General features: G+C 38.1%; 17 protein-coding genes. 14 read left to right on the forward strand and 3 right to left on the reverse strand.

From position 1 onward, the window contains the following. Positions 1–32: 32 nt before the first annotated feature. The 3 genes from pcrA to KHA97_RS19730 are packed head-to-tail and all read left to right on the forward strand — an operon-like array spanning position 33 to position 5,478. On the forward strand, positions 33–2,246 hold the full coding sequence (gene pcrA, locus KHA97_RS19720) for a DNA helicase PcrA (protein ID WP_213126510.1): 2,214 nt from the start codon (positions 33–35) through the stop codon (positions 2,244–2,246). 23 nt (positions 2,247–2,269) lie between these two features. Then, on the forward strand, positions 2,270–4,273 hold the full coding sequence (gene ligA / locus KHA97_RS19725) for an NAD-dependent DNA ligase LigA (RefSeq protein WP_213126511.1): 2,004 nt from the start codon (positions 2,270–2,272) through the stop codon (positions 4,271–4,273). Positions 4,274–4,317: 44 nt separating this feature from the next. After that, entirely contained in the window at positions 4,318–5,478 is a 1,161-nt protein-coding gene (locus KHA97_RS19730; RefSeq protein ID WP_213126512.1) for a CamS family sex pheromone protein, read from the forward strand. Positions 5,479–5,496: 18 nt separating this feature from the next. Here KHA97_RS19730 and KHA97_RS19735 read toward each other — a convergent pair whose 3' ends face one another. Beyond that, positions 5,497–5,949: a hypothetical protein gene (locus KHA97_RS19735; RefSeq protein WP_213126513.1), complete on the reverse strand. Its 453-nt coding sequence runs from the start codon at positions 5,947–5,949 to the stop codon at positions 5,497–5,499. Between the two features lie 206 nt (positions 5,950–6,155). Here KHA97_RS19735 and gatC point away from each other — a divergent pair, with 206 nt between their 5' ends. The 6 genes from gatC to KHA97_RS19765 all read left to right on the forward strand — a co-directional run bounded on the left by gatC (position 6,156) and on the right by KHA97_RS19765 (position 12,150). Then, positions 6,156–6,446, forward strand: coding sequence for an Asp-tRNA(Asn)/Glu-tRNA(Gln) amidotransferase subunit GatC (gene gatC, locus KHA97_RS19740; protein WP_213126514.1), 291 nt, complete (start codon positions 6,156–6,158; stop codon positions 6,444–6,446). A 12-nt stretch (positions 6,447–6,458) separates the two neighbouring features. Continuing rightward, positions 6,459–7,904, forward strand: a complete 1,446-nt coding sequence (gene gatA, locus KHA97_RS19745; RefSeq protein ID WP_213126515.1) for an Asp-tRNA(Asn)/Glu-tRNA(Gln) amidotransferase subunit GatA — start codon at positions 6,459–6,461, stop codon at positions 7,902–7,904. A 15-nt stretch (positions 7,905–7,919) separates the two neighbouring features. Continuing rightward, positions 7,920–9,347, forward strand: coding sequence for an Asp-tRNA(Asn)/Glu-tRNA(Gln) amidotransferase subunit GatB (gene gatB, locus KHA97_RS19750; RefSeq protein ID WP_213126516.1), 1,428 nt, complete (start codon positions 7,920–7,922; stop codon positions 9,345–9,347). A 197-nt stretch (positions 9,348–9,544) separates the two neighbouring features. Then, the gene (locus KHA97_RS19755) at positions 9,545–10,096 is read left to right on the forward strand and encodes a thioredoxin family protein (RefSeq protein WP_213126517.1); all 552 of its coding nucleotides are present in this window, start codon (positions 9,545–9,547) and stop codon (positions 10,094–10,096) included. A gap of 17 nt (positions 10,097–10,113) precedes the next feature. After that, positions 10,114–10,911, forward strand: a complete 798-nt coding sequence (locus KHA97_RS19760; protein WP_213126520.1) for an arylamine N-acetyltransferase — start codon at positions 10,114–10,116, stop codon at positions 10,909–10,911. A gap of 465 nt (positions 10,912–11,376) precedes the next feature. Continuing rightward, complete coding sequence (locus KHA97_RS19765) at positions 11,377–12,150, forward strand: endonuclease/exonuclease/phosphatase family protein (protein ID WP_213126522.1); 774 nt, start codon at positions 11,377–11,379, stop codon at positions 12,148–12,150. A gap of 39 nt (positions 12,151–12,189) precedes the next feature. On the opposite strand, the gene KHA97_RS19770 is transcribed toward KHA97_RS19765, so the two are convergent. Together KHA97_RS19770 and KHA97_RS19775 are read right to left on the reverse strand one after the other, a co-directional pair. Beyond that, positions 12,190–12,768 (reverse strand): hypothetical protein, encoded by a 579-nt coding sequence (locus KHA97_RS19770; RefSeq protein WP_213126524.1) that lies wholly within the window; start codon positions 12,766–12,768, stop codon positions 12,190–12,192. After that, a complete protein-coding gene (locus KHA97_RS19775; RefSeq protein WP_213126526.1) occupies positions 12,768–13,625 on the reverse strand; it encodes a hypothetical protein in 858 nt (285 codons plus the stop codon). Before KHA97_RS19775 ends, KHA97_RS19770 begins: the two co-directional genes overlap by 1 nt. 133 nt (positions 13,626–13,758) lie before the next feature. Here KHA97_RS19775 and KHA97_RS19780 point away from each other — a divergent pair, with 133 nt between their 5' ends. The 5 genes from KHA97_RS19780 (at position 13,759) to KHA97_RS19800 (ending at position 17,701) form a co-directional block, all read left to right on the forward strand. Further along, a complete protein-coding gene (locus KHA97_RS19780; protein ID WP_213126528.1) occupies positions 13,759–14,640 on the forward strand; it encodes a D-alanyl-D-alanine carboxypeptidase family protein in 882 nt (293 codons plus the stop codon). An 83-nt stretch (positions 14,641–14,723) separates the two neighbouring features. Further along, the gene (locus tag KHA97_RS19785; protein WP_213126529.1) at positions 14,724–15,266 is read left to right on the forward strand and encodes an RNA polymerase sigma factor; all 543 of its coding nucleotides are present in this window, start codon (positions 14,724–14,726) and stop codon (positions 15,264–15,266) included. Beyond that, positions 15,263–15,724: an anti-sigma factor gene (locus KHA97_RS19790; protein ID WP_213126530.1), complete on the forward strand. Its 462-nt coding sequence runs from the start codon at positions 15,263–15,265 to the stop codon at positions 15,722–15,724. The genes KHA97_RS19785 and KHA97_RS19790 overlap by 4 nt, the downstream gene beginning before the upstream one ends. Then, complete coding sequence (locus tag KHA97_RS19795) at positions 15,717–16,805, forward strand: hypothetical protein (RefSeq protein ID WP_213126531.1); 1,089 nt, start codon at positions 15,717–15,719, stop codon at positions 16,803–16,805. Before KHA97_RS19790 ends, KHA97_RS19795 begins: the two co-directional genes overlap by 8 nt. Beyond that, the gene (locus KHA97_RS19800; RefSeq protein WP_213126532.1) at positions 16,802–17,701 is read left to right on the forward strand and encodes a hypothetical protein; all 900 of its coding nucleotides are present in this window, start codon (positions 16,802–16,804) and stop codon (positions 17,699–17,701) included. The genes KHA97_RS19795 and KHA97_RS19800 overlap by 4 nt, the downstream gene beginning before the upstream one ends. Positions 17,702–17,734: the final 33 nt, after the last annotated feature.

Genomic DNA, 17,734 nt, shown 5'->3' on the forward strand with positions numbered 1-17,734 from the left:
GAACAAATGTTCCTTAATAGGCGGTGAAGAACGTGCAATTTTTATCAAATCGTCTCCTTGAAGGATTAAATCCGGAGCAAAAGGAGGCAGTTAAAACGACAGAATGCCCATTGTTGATTATGGCTGGGGCCGGAAGTGGCAAAACGAGAGTGCTTACACATCGTGTTGCCTATTTAATGGTGGAAAAAGGTGTAAATCCATACAATATTTTAGCGATTACGTTTACGAATAAAGCTGCACGCGAAATGAAAGACCGGATTGGAAAAATCATGGGCGGCACAGCTGAAGAAGTTTGGATCTCTACTTTTCACTCCATGTGTGTTCGTATTTTGCGACGTGATATTGACCGGCTAGGCTATAGCCGCAACTTTACAATCCTCGATACGACAGACCAACTATCTGTCATTAAAAATATCCAAAAAGATTTAAATATTGATTCGAAAAAATTTGACGCAAGAGCAATTCTTAATGCGATTAGCAGTGCAAAAAACGAATTGGTCACTACATCAGAATATGAAAAACAAGCAGCAGGCTACTATGCGCAAACGGTCAGCAAGGTCTATACGGAATACCAGCGTAGACTTCGCAGGAATAATGCCCTCGATTTTGATGATTTAATCATGATAACCATTCAACTTTTTCAAAGTGTTCCAGAGGTACTCGAATTCTATCAACGTAAGTTCCAATATATTCACGTTGATGAGTACCAAGATACGAACCGTGCTCAATATCTTTTAGTTAAATTACTTGCTGCTCGGTTGAAAAATTTATGTGTCGTTGGCGACTCCGATCAGTCGATTTATAGATGGCGGGGAGCTGATATTGCTAATATCCTTTCCTTTGAAAAAGATTATCCAAATGCGAAAGTCATTTTATTAGAGCAAAATTATCGATCAACCAAACGAATTTTGGAAGCGGCGAATGAAGTTATAAAAAATAACCATAATCGTAAGCCTAAAAATCTATGGACCGATAATGATGAAGGTCCAAAAATCGTGTATTACCGTGCGGATGGAGAGCAAACAGAAGCTCAATTCGTCGTTGGAAAAATAAAAGAATCGACAGCAAACAATAGTCGTAAGCTTTCAGATGTTGCAATCCTTTACCGGACGAATGCGCAATCCCGTGTAATGGAGGAAGTTTTATTAAAATCAAATATTGAATACAACATTGTCGGCGGCACAAAGTTCTATGATCGTAAAGAGATTAAAGACTTGTTAGCCTATTTGCGGCTGATTGCCAATCCAGACGATGACATCAGCTTGCAACGAATCATTAATGTTCCAAAACGTGGCATAGGTGCAACTTCTTTAGATAAAATTGCGTCTTATGCGAGAGAACACGATTTATCCTTGTATCAGGCGTTAAGTGAGGTTGATTTTATCGGATTATCTGGAAAAGCAGCAAATACCGCTGCCGAATTCCATGCACTCATTCGCAACTTCACTCAAATGCAGGATTTTCTATCTGTTACAGAAATCGTTGAAGAAGTCATCGAGAAATCTGGATATGAAGCAATGCTTAAAGCAGAGAAGTCACTCGAAGCTGAAAGCAGATTAGAAAATATAAACGAATTTTTATCTGTTACAAAAAGCTTTGAAGATGGTAATGATGATAAGAGCTTGATTGCATTTTTAACTGACTTGGCGCTTGTTGCAGATATCGATAAGCTTGATGAAGATGGAACTCCTGGGGATGCTGTCACACTCATGACACTTCACTCCGCGAAAGGACTCGAATATCCGATTGTCTTTTTAATCGGAATGGAAGAAGGAGTTTTCCCGCATAGCCGTTCTTTAATGGAAGAGGAAGAAATGGAAGAAGAACGCAGGCTCGCTTATGTCGGCATCACCCGTGCAGAAGAAGAATTATATATTACAAATGCACAGATGAGAACACTTTTTGGCCGTACGAATATGAATCCTGTTTCGAGGTTTATTGCCGAGATTCCGGAAGACTTATTGGAGCATGCCCATAAGGAAATGAGACGACCAGTTGCTGCCCAAGGCTTTGCCGTTGGTGGACAGACTCGAAGCAAGCCTGTTACTAGACCAACCCCAGTTGTTTCTGGTGCAGATGGCATAGCGTGGAAGGTTGGCGATAAGGCAGAGCATGGTAAATGGGGTATTGGTACAGTTGTTAGTGTAAAAGAAAAGAATGGAAGCATCGAACTCGACATAGCTTTTCCAAGTCCGACCGGCATTAAGCGCCTATTGGCGGAATATGCCCCAATAAAAAAAGTCTAATAAGCTTTTAAGGAGGACGAGATATGGCCCTTGATTCAGTAGAAAAACAATTAAAAGAACTTTACAATCTTTTAAATCAATACAATTATGAATATCATGTTTTGGACAATCCTTCTGTTCCAGATGCAGAGTATGATCGTTTGATGAGGGAGTTAGTAAAGCTTGAGGAAGAACATCCCGAGTTAATATCCCCCGATTCACCGACTCAACGTGTTGGCGGTGAAGCTTTAACGGCATTTGAAAAAGTTCGTCATGAAACACAGATGCTGAGCTTAGCCAATGCATTTTCTGAAGATGATCTACGTGACTTCGACCGCCGAATTAGACAAGCGATTGGAGAGCAATTTTCATATGTTTGTGAACTCAAAATTGATGGATTGGCTGTATCGCTTCGTTATGTCGACGGACTTTTCGTACAAGGAGCCACAAGGGGAGACGGAACGATTGGTGAAGATATTACCGCTAATTTAAAAACAATACGTTCCGTCCCTATAAGACTGAAGGAGCCTTTATCTCTTGAAGTGCGCGGAGAAGCGTATATGCCGAAAAAGTCATTTCTAACATTGAATAAAGTACGTGAAGAAAATGGTGAAGTGCTGTTCGCAAACCCGAGGAATGCTGCTGCAGGTTCTCTGCGCCAGCTTGATCCAAGAATTGCTGCATCACGTAACCTAGACATTTTTTTATATGGCATGGGGGATTATGGGACAGCAGGTGTAGCTTCTCATAGTGCCGGCCTTGATTTACTTGAAAAACTTGGCTTAAAAGTAAATAAGGAAAGAAGAAAATACGATTCTATCGAAGAAGTGATCGAGTATATCAAAAAGTGGACGGGAAATCGACCGAATCTTGACTATGAAATCGATGGGATCGTCATCAAAGTTGATTCAATCGACCAACAAGAACAGCTAGGCACAACTGCGAGAACACCTCGCTGGGCGATTGCGTATAAATTTCCTGCTGAAGAAGTTGTTACAAAACTGATTGATATTGAACTCAGTGTTGGTCGAACAGGTGTCATCACACCAACGGCCATATTAGAGCCTGTTCGTGTCGCAGGAACGACAGTACAAAGGGCATCCCTTCATAACGAAGATTTAATAAGGGAAAAGGATATTATGCTTCACGATTATGTTGTTGTAAAAAAAGCGGGAGACATTATTCCTGAAGTCGTGAATGTACTTGTTGAAAGAAGAAGTGGTGAAGAAATTCCGTTCCATATGCCTACACATTGTCCAGAATGTGATAGTGAACTAGTCCGTTTAGAAGGTGAAGTGGCACTTCGCTGCATCAATCCGACATGTCCTGCGCAAAGACGTGAAGGGCTAATTCATTTTGTTTCTCGAAATGCAATGAATATTGATGGGTTAGGAGAAAAAGTCATTGGACAACTGTTTTCACTCCAACTTATAAAAGATCCTGCAGACTTATACTTTTTAACGAAGGATCAACTCTTAAATATGGAGAGAATGGGAGAAAAATCGGCAACGAATTTAATTGATGCCATTCAATCTTCAAAAGCAAATTCTCTCGAAAAATTACTGTTCGGACTGGGCATTCGCCACGTAGGAGAAAAAGCGGCCAAAACTCTCGCAGAACATTTTGAAACAATCGATAAGCTTGCTGCTGCATCGCGAGAAGAATTATTGACTGTGGAAGAAGTCGGAGAAAAAATGGCAGACTCGATTGCGACATTTTTTGAGAATGAAGAATTCGAACAGTTAATTTCAAAACTGAAAGATGCTGGAGTTAATATGGAATATCTCGGTCCAAAAAGATCTGATACCGCAAATGTAGATTCTTACTTCAACGGAAAGACCGTTGTTTTAACCGGAAAGCTTGAAAAAATGACCCGAAACGAAGTGAAAGAAAAGATTGAATCACTAGGCGGAAAAGTGTCGGGCAGTGTAAGCAAAAAAACAGATCTTGTCATTGCTGGAGAGGAAGCCGGATCGAAATTGACAAAAGCAGAAGAACTTGGAATTGAAGTCTGGGATGAAGAAAGGCTAATGGAGGAACTAGCTTAATAATTGTTCCTCCAATCTTTACAAAATAAAGGTGGAAAAATAGCATGAAAAAATGGTTGGCAGTGGCTTTGGCAACGGTCTTTTTAAGCGGCTGTATGCCAACGTTCGAAAAGAATGATGAAGTTGTACAGGATACAAATGACAAAAAGGAAAAATCCATCATTCCTAATTATCAAATTTCCGATTCTTACTATCGCTCTATCATTCCATTCGAACCTAGTAAAACAAGGGGAATGGTCGTATCAAACCTTAATTCAAAATACGATATTGATGAGTTTGAAACAGGATTAATGCGCGTAGCAAAAGAAGATTTCCCGACTGATAAATATGTTTTTCAAGAAGGCCAAAAGCTAGATAAAGAGACAGTCAGTAAATGGCTAAGACGAAAATATACGGCGGGTCAGTTGAAAGAATTAGAGATAAAGGAAGAAGATAATATTGGGCTTAATCCAGTAAACAATGAAAAAGGGACTATTGAGGAACAAAATGCAAAAAGTCCGATATATCTTGCACATATTCTTGAGCATGACTATTTAATCAAAAACGATAAAACTGTAAAGCTTGGTGGAATTGTAATTGGACTTGCATTAAATTCTGTCCATTATTATCAAAAAGAAAAATATGGAGCTACGTTTGAGCAGGATATACCTCATGATAAATTGGCTGCTGAAGGAAAGAAAATGGCCGAGGAGATTATTAAACGACTTCGTTCAAATAAAGAGATTGGAGATGTGCCCATCACAATTGCCCTTTTTGAACAAAAAAATAAGAATGCAGTCATTCCAGGGAACTTTTTTGCATACGCCCATTCAAATAAAGGAAGTAACTCGCTAGGCGACTGGAAGTCAATCGATGAAAAATATTATCTATTTCCATCGTCCGTTGCAGAAAATGATCATCGTGATGACGTAGCCTATTTTATGAGATTTAAAGATGATGTCGAGCAATACTTTCCAAATTATAATGGCGTAATAGGGCAGGCATTTTATAAAGACGGTCAGTTTATTAAACTAACAATTGATATTCCAATCCAGTTATATGGAGAAGCGGAAGTAATAGCTTTTACCCAATGGGCAACCTCGCTTGTAATGGACCACTTCCCTGATCACGTTAAAGTTGAGGTAAATATAACTTCCATTAATGGAGCTGAGGCACTGATAGTCAAAAATGCGGGAGATAAGGAACCGTTTGTTCATATTTATTAATTGAGTTTTTGCTAGAATTTAAATCTTTGTGGGATCAGACTTAAACTCGATTGAACTTTCCAATTCAGTCTCGATTGGACTCGAATCGGGACAGAACTCGAATGAAAATCCTAATTCAGTCTCGATTGTGCTCGAATCAGGACAGAACTCGAGTGAAAATCCTAATACAGTCTCGATTATGCTCGAAACAGGACAGAACTCGAGTGAAAATCCTAATTCAGTCTCGATTGTGCTTGAATCGGGACAAAACTCGAATGAAAATCCTAATTCAGTCTCGATTGTGCTTGAATCGGGACAGAACTCGAATGAAAATTCTAATTCAGTCTCGATTGTGCTCGAATCGGGACAGAACTCGAATGAAAATCCTAATTCAGTCTCGATTGTGTTTGAATCGGGACAAAACTCGAATGAAAATCCTAATTCAGTCTCGATTGTGCTCGAATCGGGACAGAACTCAAATGAAATTTCCAATTCAGTCTCAATTGAGAGGGAATCGGGACAGAACTAGAATGAAATTTCCCGATTCAGTCTCAATCGAACCCAAATCCCGACGAAAAATTATACTAAAAGCTTTTCTTCCAAGGGGGCAAACGGCTTGCCCTCTTGCGTTTGTTTAAGTTTTTCTGATATTATCAATAGTATTGCAAGGATCGATTTTTACTTGGAGGTGCAGAAAATTGTCGAGAATTACAAAGGATCAAGTATTGCATGTAGCTCATTTAGCTAGACTTGAAATGAATGATAATGAAGCGGAACTTTACACAGAGCAGCTCGACCGTATTATCGAAATGGCGGAGAAATTAGATGAACTCAATACGGAGAATATTAAACCGACTTCCCATGTATTTGCTCAAGAAAATGTTATGCGTGAAGACGAACCAGTAAAAGGGTTGCCAATTGAAGAAGTGTTGAGAAACGTCCCTCAACATGAAGATGGACAAATCAAAGTACCAAAAATTTTGGATTAAGGGGGGACTCCCATGTCGATTTTTGATCATAGCATTAAAGATATGCACGAACTTTTACATAAAAAAGAAATCTCCGTTTCTGATCTAGTAGATCAATCGATTAAACGGATAAATGAAGTAGACGGAAAGGTACAAGCCTTTCTAACAATTGACGAAGAAAATGCTCGAAAAAAAGCAAAAGAATTAGATGGAAAGCTGGGAGAGAACCTGCTTTTCGGTATTCCAGCTGGAATGAAGGATAACATCGTTACGAAAAACCTTCGAACTACATGTGCTAGTAAAATGCTGGAAAACTTTGATCCTATTTATGATGCAACAGTTATAGAAAAGTTGAATGAAGTGAATACCGTTACTATTGGAAAGCTAAATATGGACGAATTTGCAATGGGATCTACAACTGAAACTTCAGCTTTTAAAATTACGAAAAATCCTTGGGATCTTAACAGAGTTCCAGGGGGATCTTCAGGTGGTTCCGCTGCAGCTGTAGCATCTGGACAAGTACCATTTGCTCTCGGAACTGATACAGGTGGTTCCATCCGCCAGCCCGCTGCGTTTTGTGGTGTAGTTGGTATGAAACCTACATATGGCCGTGTATCCCGCTACGGATTAGTAGCTTTTGCTTCATCCTTAGATCAAGCTGGCCCGATTACTCGTACGGTAGAAGACAATGCAATTGTTTTACAAGCTATTGCCGGACTAGATGCTAACGACTCTACTACTGTTAATAAGGAAGTTCCAAATTATGCAGCAGACTTAACGGGAGATGTTAAAGGGTTAAAAATCGCTGTACCTAAAGAATATTTAGGTGAAGGCGTAAGTGAGGCTTCACGCGAGTCAGTTCTTGCAGCGCTAAAAGTGCTTGAAGGTCTTGGAGCTACTTGGGAAGAGGTTTCTTTACCTCATTCACAATACGGAGTTGCAACGTATTATTTACTCGCATCTTCTGAGGCTTCCGCTAACCTAGCGCGCTTTGACGGTGTTCGTTATGGTTATCGTACAGAAAATCCGAAAAATCTAATGGAATTATATAAAAAGTCGCGTTCAGAAGGCTTTGGCGATGAAGTTAAGCGTCGTATCATGCTTGGTACATTTGCACTTAGCTCTGGATTCTACGATGCCTATTATAAAAAAGCGCAACAAGTAAGAACGTTGATCAAGCAAGATTTTGACAATGTATTTTCAAAATATGATGTAATCATTGGACCTACCACTCCAACTCCGGCTTATAAAATTGGGGAAGTCGTGGATGACCCTGTTACAATGTACGTCAGAGACTTGCTGACAATTCCTGTAAACTTAGCGGGTCTTCCGGGAATATCTGTTCCATGCGGATTTACAGAAGGTCTTCCACTTGGATTGCAAATTATCGGAAAGCATTTTGATGAACAAACGATTTACCGTGTTGCTCACGCGTTTGAGCAAGCCACGAATTTTCATCAACAAAAACCACAATTGTAAGGGGGGAGAGAAGACATGAATTTTGAAACAGTAATCGGACTTGAAGTCCACGTAGAACTCAAAACGAAATCAAAAGTATTTTCACCTGCTCCGAACCACTTTGGGGCTGAGCCAAATCACAACACGACTGTTATCGATCTTGGGTATCCTGGTGTTTTGCCAGTACTGAACAAGAGCGCAGTAGAGTATGCGATGAAAGCGGCAATGGCTATAAATTGTGAAATCGCAACGGAAACAAAATTTGATCGTAAAAATTATTTTTACCCAGATAATCCGAAAGCTTATCAAATTTCTCAATTCGATAAACCGATCGGTGAACATGGATGGATTGAGATTGAAGTGGACGGAGTTAAAAAGAAAATCGGCATCACACGTCTTCACCTTGAAGAGGATGCTGGTAAATTAACGCATAAAGAAGATGGTTCACTCGTCGACTTAAACCGTGCGGGAACTTCATTAATCGAAATTGTGTCTGAACCTGATATACGCTCTCCTCAAGAAGCGTATGCTTACTTAGAAAAACTGAAATCCATTATTCAATATACAGGAGTTTCTGATGTTAAAATGGAGGAAGGCTCTCTAAGATGTGATGCCAACATTTCTTTACGCCCAGTTGGACAAGAAGAGTTTGGAACCAAGACAGAATTGAAAAACTTAAACTCTTTTAACTTTGTGCGCAGAGGTTTAGAGTTTGAACAAAAACGCCAGGAAAAGGTTCTTTTATCAGGCGGAGTGATCCAGCAAGAAACTCGTCGTTTTGACGAAGCTACTGGTGAAACAATCCTAATGCGTGTCAAAGAAGGAGCGGAAGATTATCGCTACTTCCCTGAGCCAGATCTCGTTCAATTATATATTGATGATGAGTGGAAGGCTCGTGTTCGTGCGGAAATTCCAGAGCTTCCGGATGCACGTAAAAAACGTTATGTTGAGGAACTGGGTCTCCCTGCTTATGATGCGATGGTCCTTACGTTAACGAAAGAAATGTCCGATTTCTTTGAAGCGGTGCTTGCTGAAGGAGCAGATGCGAAGCAGGCTTCCAACTGGATGATGGGTGAGGTTTCTGCTTACTTGAATTCTGAACAGAAGGAACTGCATGAAACTGCCTTAACGCCCGCTGGATTAGCAGGAATGATCAAATTGATTGAAGATGGAACGATTTCTTCCAAAATTGCGAAACAAGTATTCCGCGAGCTCGTTGAAAAAGGCGGCGACGCAGAAACAATCGTAAAAGAAAAAGGTTTAGTTCAAATTTCAGACGAAGGAGCACTTCTTGCCATCGTAACTGAAACATTGGACGCCAACCCACAATCCATCGAAGATTATAAAAATGGAAAAGGCCGTGCACTTGGATTCCTAGTCGGTCAAATCATGAAAGCAACAAAAGGCCAGGCTAACCCGCCTATGGTTAATAAATTATTAAAACAAGAAATCGATAAACGATAAGATGAAGATAGGTGCTCCGTAAAAGGGGTGCCTATTTTTTTTGTGAAAATGATTTTCACGGTGCTTGAAAGAAATTATCCACGAATTTAAGCAACTACAGAGAGTTGATGCAATTTTATCAACAAAGCCTCTAAGCTGAATGAAAAGTAAACCTAGTATATAATAATAGGCAACAATAAAAGAAAAGAGGCATGAATATGAACTTAGTGGATTGGTTTAATAAAGGAATGACATCAGAAGAATACATAAATTCTATGGAAAAACACAAAGAAAATTTGCAAGCAATTCTTCAGAAGTTTGAAATTTCGGCAGGCGATGAAGCATCTTTAGCCAATTTAAAAGATGAAAAACTTCGCGTTATTGTCATTACGGAGGATTGGTGTGGAGATGCCATGCTTAATGTTCCCATTTTATTAAAATTAGCCGAAAAAACTGGACTAGAAGTTCGGATGTTGCTCCGTGATCAAAACTTGGAGCTCATGGACCAATATTTAACAAATGGTACATCAAGAGCAATCCCTATTTTCATTTTTATCGACCAAAATGGCAATGAACGTGCCGTTTGGGGACCAAGGTCAGAAAGGCAACAGCGATATGTTGAAGAACAACGTTCCAAGCTTCCTAATAAGGAAGATGAAAGCTTTGCTGAAAAACAAAGTGAAATGTATAGTCAAATGATGAAAAGAAATGTAACAGATCCTACTGTTTGGGACGATGTATATAATAGCATTAAAAATAGACTTTTATAAGATCGAGGTGTTGAATGATGGAGCAAATTGCAAATCAATATTTACAGCATTTACGCTTAACACGAGAGGAACCGAATCTAAATTATTTGCAGCGCCTCATTCAACACCATCTAGCTTTCGTTCCATATGAAACGTTTAGTAAATTTCAATATTTTTCATTGGCTCCGGACTATATTCCACCCCTCTCAGTTTTCGTTCAAAATATGATTGGAAAAGGTTGGGGAGGGACATGCTATACCCTTAATATGAACTTTGGGAGATTACTAGCATTGCTAGGTTATGATTGCTATCTTGTAAAAGTAGAACCCGGCCATCTTGCCATAATGGTAGTGCTTCAAGATAAAAAATATTATGTTGATGTAGGCTATGGGTCGCCGATTATGAAGCCAGTCGAGTTGGAAGCTAAATCAATACATCATATGCATGGTTTCGGGGAAGAAATTATTTTTACAAAACTTAGCTCGGATACATATGAAATCGACCGCAGATCAAACGGCAAATCCTTTGTGAAAAAACAAATTATCTGGAAGCCGCTTTCGGAAACGGACATAACGGAAGATATTCGCTCATCGTATTTGGACAGTGATGATAATATTACAATGAGAAGAATTACGGCCGTTCGTTTTAATGGTCATCAATGCTATTATTTGCGTAATAATTCCATGAAGATCATGACCTTTCGAAATATTAGTGAGGTCAAAATGAATGATATTGAAAAATGGGTGAAGCTAGTGCGGGAGGTTTATCAAATAGATTCCGAGGCATTGGTGGACTCTATACATTTCTTAGAAGATCGCGGAATAAAGTTGTTTTAAAAATTCATCTAAACCAAGATGGATTTTTTTATTTTTCTACAATATAAAACTTAATCAAATACTTTACGTCATAATTAATGTAGGAAAATATTATATTAGGAGATATCGAATGATGTATCTAATTGAAGCATTTAATTTTGTTAAATATGAGTTTGTATTTTTGACAGTAGTTTCAATAGGTATTTTTATTTGTGTAGTTTTTTTCAAAAAGTTCATTAACACTTTTTCTGTTTATTTAATTAGTTTTATTTGTGCCATAATCTCCATGTTAAACTTGATTCTGTTAGGATATGTGGCTGATGAATTAAATGCAGTAGATATTACAAATACCTATTTGTTTATTACAGTAATTGTATTTTGCATCATTAACTCAATTTTTGCATATAGGAACTTCAACAACACTAAAATTTCATAAAGACATGCTATAATTGCAATCGTATACATAAACAGAAAGGGGCTTTTCTGATGAATTTGCGTATCATGACTTACAATGTCCGCAATGACTGTGATCCACCGCCTAATTCTTGGGAGGAACGTAAAGAACTGATCAGGGATTTAATTGTAAGAGAATCTACTGATATTATTGGTACCCAGGAATGTAAATTCAATCAAGTGCAGGATTTGGATTATCTTCTTGAGGATTATAATTGGATTGGTTTAGGACGAGAAGGTGGAAGCAAAAGTGAGTTTATGGCGATATTTTATAAAAAAAGCCGTTTTGAGGTGATAGAATACGATCATTTTTGGTTATCTGATACGCCTAACGTGGTAGCCTCAAGTACATGGGGAAATGATTGTACGCGGATGGCCACTTGGATTCGCTTCCTCGATAAGGAGACGAATCAATCCTTCTATCATTTGAACACTCACTTGGACCATATTTCTGAGAATGCGAGAGTAAAGGGTGCTGAGTTGATTGTAAAGCAATCAGATGCCTTTGACTCCTCTATCCCTTTATTTATTACAGGAGATTTTAACACTTTAGCTGAAACGGATACACATCAAGCCTTTTTGAAAAAAGGGAATTTCATCGATACATGGGGAACTGCCTCAGAACGAATGAATGAGGAATTGGGCAGCTTTAATAACTTTAATGATCCGACCGGAGGAGAAGGACGGATCGACTGGATTTTATATCGTGGAGATGTAAAAGTAGGTACTCTTAAAATTGTAAATGATCAAGTAGACGGAAGATTCCCTAGTGATCATTTTCCGATCATAGTTGATTTTGAGGTTTAAAAAACCGGTAGGCATCGTTAAAACGATGCCTACCGGTTTCTAATCTTGCATATTGTTGAAGGTTTTGCGATATTGCCATATTAGAATGAGGATCATGATTTCCACTACAAATGAGGCAATTGATCCTATTGTAATCAAAGTGAGTGCTGCTGTTTCCGAAATATTTAAAGCGAATGGTGTTAGAACCGCAACGCCGAGTACAACAATAATATAAATCTTTAGATTGTTTTTAGTAGTATAGGCCAGCGACTCCTTTTTATGTTGATTCGCCAGTTCTATGGAACCTATTAATAAATAATAAATAAGAGCAAGGTGAATCAAAGTCATTATAGATAATGTTGCAAGAATCAAAATGGTCGATGTAGAAGGGATGAAACCTCCCAAAATATTGATTTCTCCAATAAAATAAGTGGGTATAGATGCTAATCCTAAAAAGATTGCGTAAATATTAGCTCTTTTAAAATAAAAAGAAAATGTGCTTAAATCAATTAAACCGGACACTACGATAAAATAACCGATGAAATCCGGTAATAGATCGAATTGATTGATTTTTAAGTCTAAAAATACGATCATGAATCCCCAAAAGATTTTCGTAAAGGCTTTTGCGATGTCTATCATTATTTTTCCCCCTGTACAATCACCGCAATGTCTTCTTCGGTCATTTCTGGTTGATAGTAAATCGTATCTAGGAATGAAAATGTTTTGCCTTCATCATCATTACCAATCAATTTAATATCAAAGGTATATAAATGAAGTTTATTTTTATCATCATGATCAAACTTTATTTGATATTCCATTGATAAGTAATCGCCTTTTTTCTTTTGTATGGGAAAGGAATCTTTAGTTAGGAGCTCCCCCTTTGGTACGATATCTGAATGATTTTCAGGAGTTCTTTGATTTTCTCCTATATAAATCTTGATTGCCTTTTCAAATTTATCCGCAAACGGAATTTCAAAATCCGTGATATTCACATCTTTTTTGGCAACTGCTACTGTATATCCAGTATGATCCGATGAACTTCCACTGGCACTAAAGTCGAAAGGGGTTTTGTTTTCTTTGTATTTACGAAGAATCACATCTCCAATTTCCATTAATTGAATTTCCCCATTAGTAAAATGTGCTTCTATTTCCGTTAGCTGTAGTTCCCCATTTTTCATTATCTCTTCAAGCTCTTCGGTTACATTCATATGTACCATCTTTAGTTTATGATGTTTAAATGTATCATATGTTTCATCTGAATACACTGGCAACACTATCTCCGAGTCAGGAATCGTAAACCAAGCAATTCCAATATCATCATTTCGATTTGTCAAATATTGAAATTGGAGCATGCTATCAACTCTAACCTGGGTGTCATAATAATGTTTCAACATGATTGGCTCTTTCAGTTGTTTACTGACAAAAAACAAATAATTTCCAATCATACTGATGATTGCGATTACCATGCCCCCTAGCATGGCTTTTTTAATATTCATATTTTCGATCCTCTCTAAAAAGTTCTTCTACTATAATTCTACAAATTCATATAAATTTCCTTTTAAAGTGTAGGGGTAGGCATTTTTTCCGCGTCTATTAGTTATAGATATGCGATATGTAGGAGTGAATTCCATGAAACGAAGTGCTATTTTACTTATTATTATTCTTTTAGCGATGTTTACTTATCATAAAAAAGATCAAATCATCATGTCGTTTACGCATTCACCGGTACATATATCAGGGGAAGCTGCTGTCCTTTTGGATGAAAATACCGGGGAAATTATTTTTTCTAAAAATCAAAATGAAAAATTGTATCCGGCAAGTACAACGAAACTATTAACAGCTTTGGTTGTACTTGATAGAAGCGCACCTAACGATAAAGTGAAGATTGGCAAAGAAGTTTATTTACAAATGGAAGGCGAGGCACGTGCCGGTTTATTCGAAGGACAAGTTCAAACGGTTGAGGAACTGCTCGCAGCTATGCTTTTACAATCAGGAAATGATGCGGCGAGGTCAATAGCGATATATACGGCTAATCAAGACAAGAAAATGAATGAACTTGAAGCTATTCAGTATTTTGCCGATTTAATGAATAAAAAGGCAAAGGAAATTGGAGCGGTTCATTCACACTTTGTAAATCCACATGGTCTACACGATGAAAATCATTTTTCTACTGCTTACGATATTGCGCTAATTGCTAAAGAAGCGAAGCATAATAAGGTAATCAGCGAGCTCGTAAGTAGGCAATTCTTTTCTACAAAGACTCATACATACCAAAATCGGAATCAGCTTTTAAATCCTAATAGCCACTATTTTTACAAAGATGCGACAGGTCTAAAAACAGGATTCACTGACCAGGCGGGATATTGTCTAGTATCGTCTGCAAAAAGGGGAAATCAAAAGCTGATTGCCGTTGTACTTCATTCTGGAAAAGAATCCATGTGGTCAGATTCTATTTCATTATTAAATTACGGGTTTAATCAAGATAAAGAAAATACGCTTGCCCTTCCATGATAAAATTAATTAGAAAAATGTGTAGGGTCTGATGTTGTGTTCAACGTCTATTAGGATGCAAGCGGAAAGGGGGGAGAGAAGGTTTGGATGATGTGCTCATTGAAAAAATAAAAAATGGTAATGACCATGCGTTTCGCGTTCTCGTAGAAAAATATCGAAACCATATATTTTATACAGTATACGGCGTTCTTCGCAATGAAAAAGATGCTGAAGATGCAGCGCAGGAAGTGTTCCTCAAAATCTATACTTCTCTCCCCCAATATAAGAAGCAAGGATTTAAGACGTGGATCACTCGAATTGCTGTTAATCATGCGATTGATATAAAAAGAAAGCAAGTGAGAAGGCAGGAAAACCAGCAAGTGGAGTATGATGAAACTGGCCATGCTCCACCTTCGGAAAGTGTAGAGCTATTAGTTATTAATAAAGAAAAAAGAGAACTTTTAAGAAAAAGGATTAAGGAGCTGCCAGAAAATTATCGTTCCGTCGTCGAAGACTTTTACATAAAAGAAAAGACTTATCAAGAAATAGCGGTAAAAGAAGAAGTGCAGCCCAAAACAGTCGAAGTAAGGCTTTATCGTGCAAGACAATGGATGAAAAAGCACTGGAAGGAGGATGATTTTTCATGAATCATATGACGTATGAAAATTGGCTCGAATATGCTCGGGATGAGCTAAATGAAGAAACACGAGAAATATATGAAAACCATCTTTACACCTGTGACCACTGTCTAGAGCTTTATTTAAAAGCGGTGGAAGAGACAGAATTCCAGATGCCGGAAATTGCTGAATCATCCAGCTTTACGGATTCGGTTATGCATCAAGTAACAGGGCTGAAGAAGCCAACGACCAAACCAAAAAGAAAGATTTCTCAAAAACAAACAATTTTTAACTATTTTGTGGCAGCAGCAGTAACATTAGTCTTAATGTCTACAGGAGTGTTTTCTCAGCTTATGAATATGGCGAGTTCATTTGAAAATAATGAGCAAAAACAAGCTGATTCATTCGTTCAATCGTTTTTAAATAAACAAGATTCCTTTACAAATAAATTCGAAGAGATACTTAAGGAGGAGGATCGTCATGAATAAAAACCCATTTATCGCGTTTTTGATCGCATTTTTTCCAGGCGGCGGTTTAATGTACCTTGGAAAAGTTTTGCGCGGGTTTTTCTATACATTTACTGTTTTTGGAATTCCAATACTGTCGTTTGGGTTGGCTGCAATGTCGAACGAAGGGATTTTTGCAGCATTCTCCATAGGCGGTATAATCATGTACATTATCAACTTTATAGATACAGTCGTTACCGCATCGAAACTATATCAACAGCCAATTAATAATGAGGATGTGGCTGTAGAACAAAGAGCCATTGATTCTGAACGATTTTTTACAATAGTACTATCTTTCGTCCCAGGCTTGGGCCACTTCCAGCTAGGATTAGTCTATCGCGGAATGACACTGTTAGCTTCCTTCCTTGGAGTGGCGATTATGGTGGTATTTGTAACTGCTATGACTGGGCGTGAACAGTTCCTTATTTTTCTAGCAACACTGCCAATCATTTGGATTTACGGATTTTTTGATGTGATAAGACTTCTGGATGCCAAACAAAAAGGAGAGACACTTGTTGATAAATCTGTATTAGAAGATATCGAAAATAGATCAAGTGATGGTAGAAAAAGCAAAGCGATTGCTACTTTGCTTTCCATTATACCTGGAGCGGGGCATCTGTACTTAGGACTGCAAAAACGCGGCATTCAGTTAATGGCAGCCTTCCTATTTTCTATCTATATCCTTGATGTGTTAAGGCTCGGGATTTTCTTATTCGTAGTTCCGATTATCTGGTTTTTCAGCTTCTTTGATGGCTTGCAAAAAGCATCAAGAGCAGAAACTGACGAAGTTGAAGAAGACGTACCAATCGTGTCGTTCTTTATTAATCATCAAAAATGGGTCGGGATTGGGTTGATTGCTCTTGGTGTGTACTATCTAGGAACAAACATTTTCATGCCGATTGCAGCTCCTTATGTTCAAAGACTTTTAGACGTCGATATCAATTTTTGGTTTTATCGCTATTTCCAAACAGGGGTGCTCTGTATTTTACTTATTGGTGGCGGAATCAAATTATTGTCTGGAAAGAAAGTAGCGATTGAAAAAGAAGAAGGTGATAACGAATGAGAACATGGAGAGTAGGTTCTTTTTCAATGGGAGGGGCACTCGTTTTCCTCGGCGTGTTCCTTCTTCTACAGCAAGTACTAGATTGGGATCCCGCAGTTGCCCTGTTATCATGGTGGCCATTGTTATTCATTATTTTAGGGATTGAAATCCTTATATATTTGGCGCTTTTTAATAAAGAAAATAGCCATGTAAAATATGATTTTATTAGTATCATCTTTATCGGTTTTATTGGAACGGTTGGACTTGGTGTAGCCTTGCTGCAGACTGTTGGACTTCTGGACGTGGCTAAGCAACACATTTCAGCTGAAGTAAAAACAGTTGATTTACCGAAATACGAAGAGGCAATTCTTGATGGAATCACACGAGTTCAAGTCGATACTGGTCCATACCCCGTTACAATTGAAAGTACAACAAGTAAAACGATGACGATGTTTGGAACGTATAGAGGAGATGTAGCTAAAAAAGGATTCCCATTAAAAGACGTTTCAGATTATGCGCTAGTTGAAAAACAAGGGGATACGATTTATATACGTTTGAAAGAAATACCGTACAACCGTTATAGCGGTTTTAGCGGTCAAATGGAACCCACTCTACTAATTCCAGAAAATATGAATCTTGAAGTCAATGGAAAAGGAAATTCATTGGCATTAAAACCTCGGAATATGCAATCCGATTGGGAAGTAGCAAATGGTGGTTACTTGGAAATAATGGTATCAAAGGATACAAACGTCACACTTGATGTTCAAAATTCCCGTAATTTGGATGTTGGAAATTGGGAAAACATCAAGAATGTGAAAAACGATTATGATAATGTAATCAAATCAGCAAGTAAAACAATTGGCTCAGGGAAGCATACCATTGTTATTAAGAATGCTGATGGCGTTGATATAAAATAAAGTTTTAGCAGGCTCTTTGAAGTCAGTGATGAA

Source organism: Lederbergia citri (genome assembly GCF_018343625.1).
Taxonomy (GTDB): Bacteria; Bacillota; Bacilli; order Bacillales; family Bacillaceae_C; genus Lederbergia; species Lederbergia citri.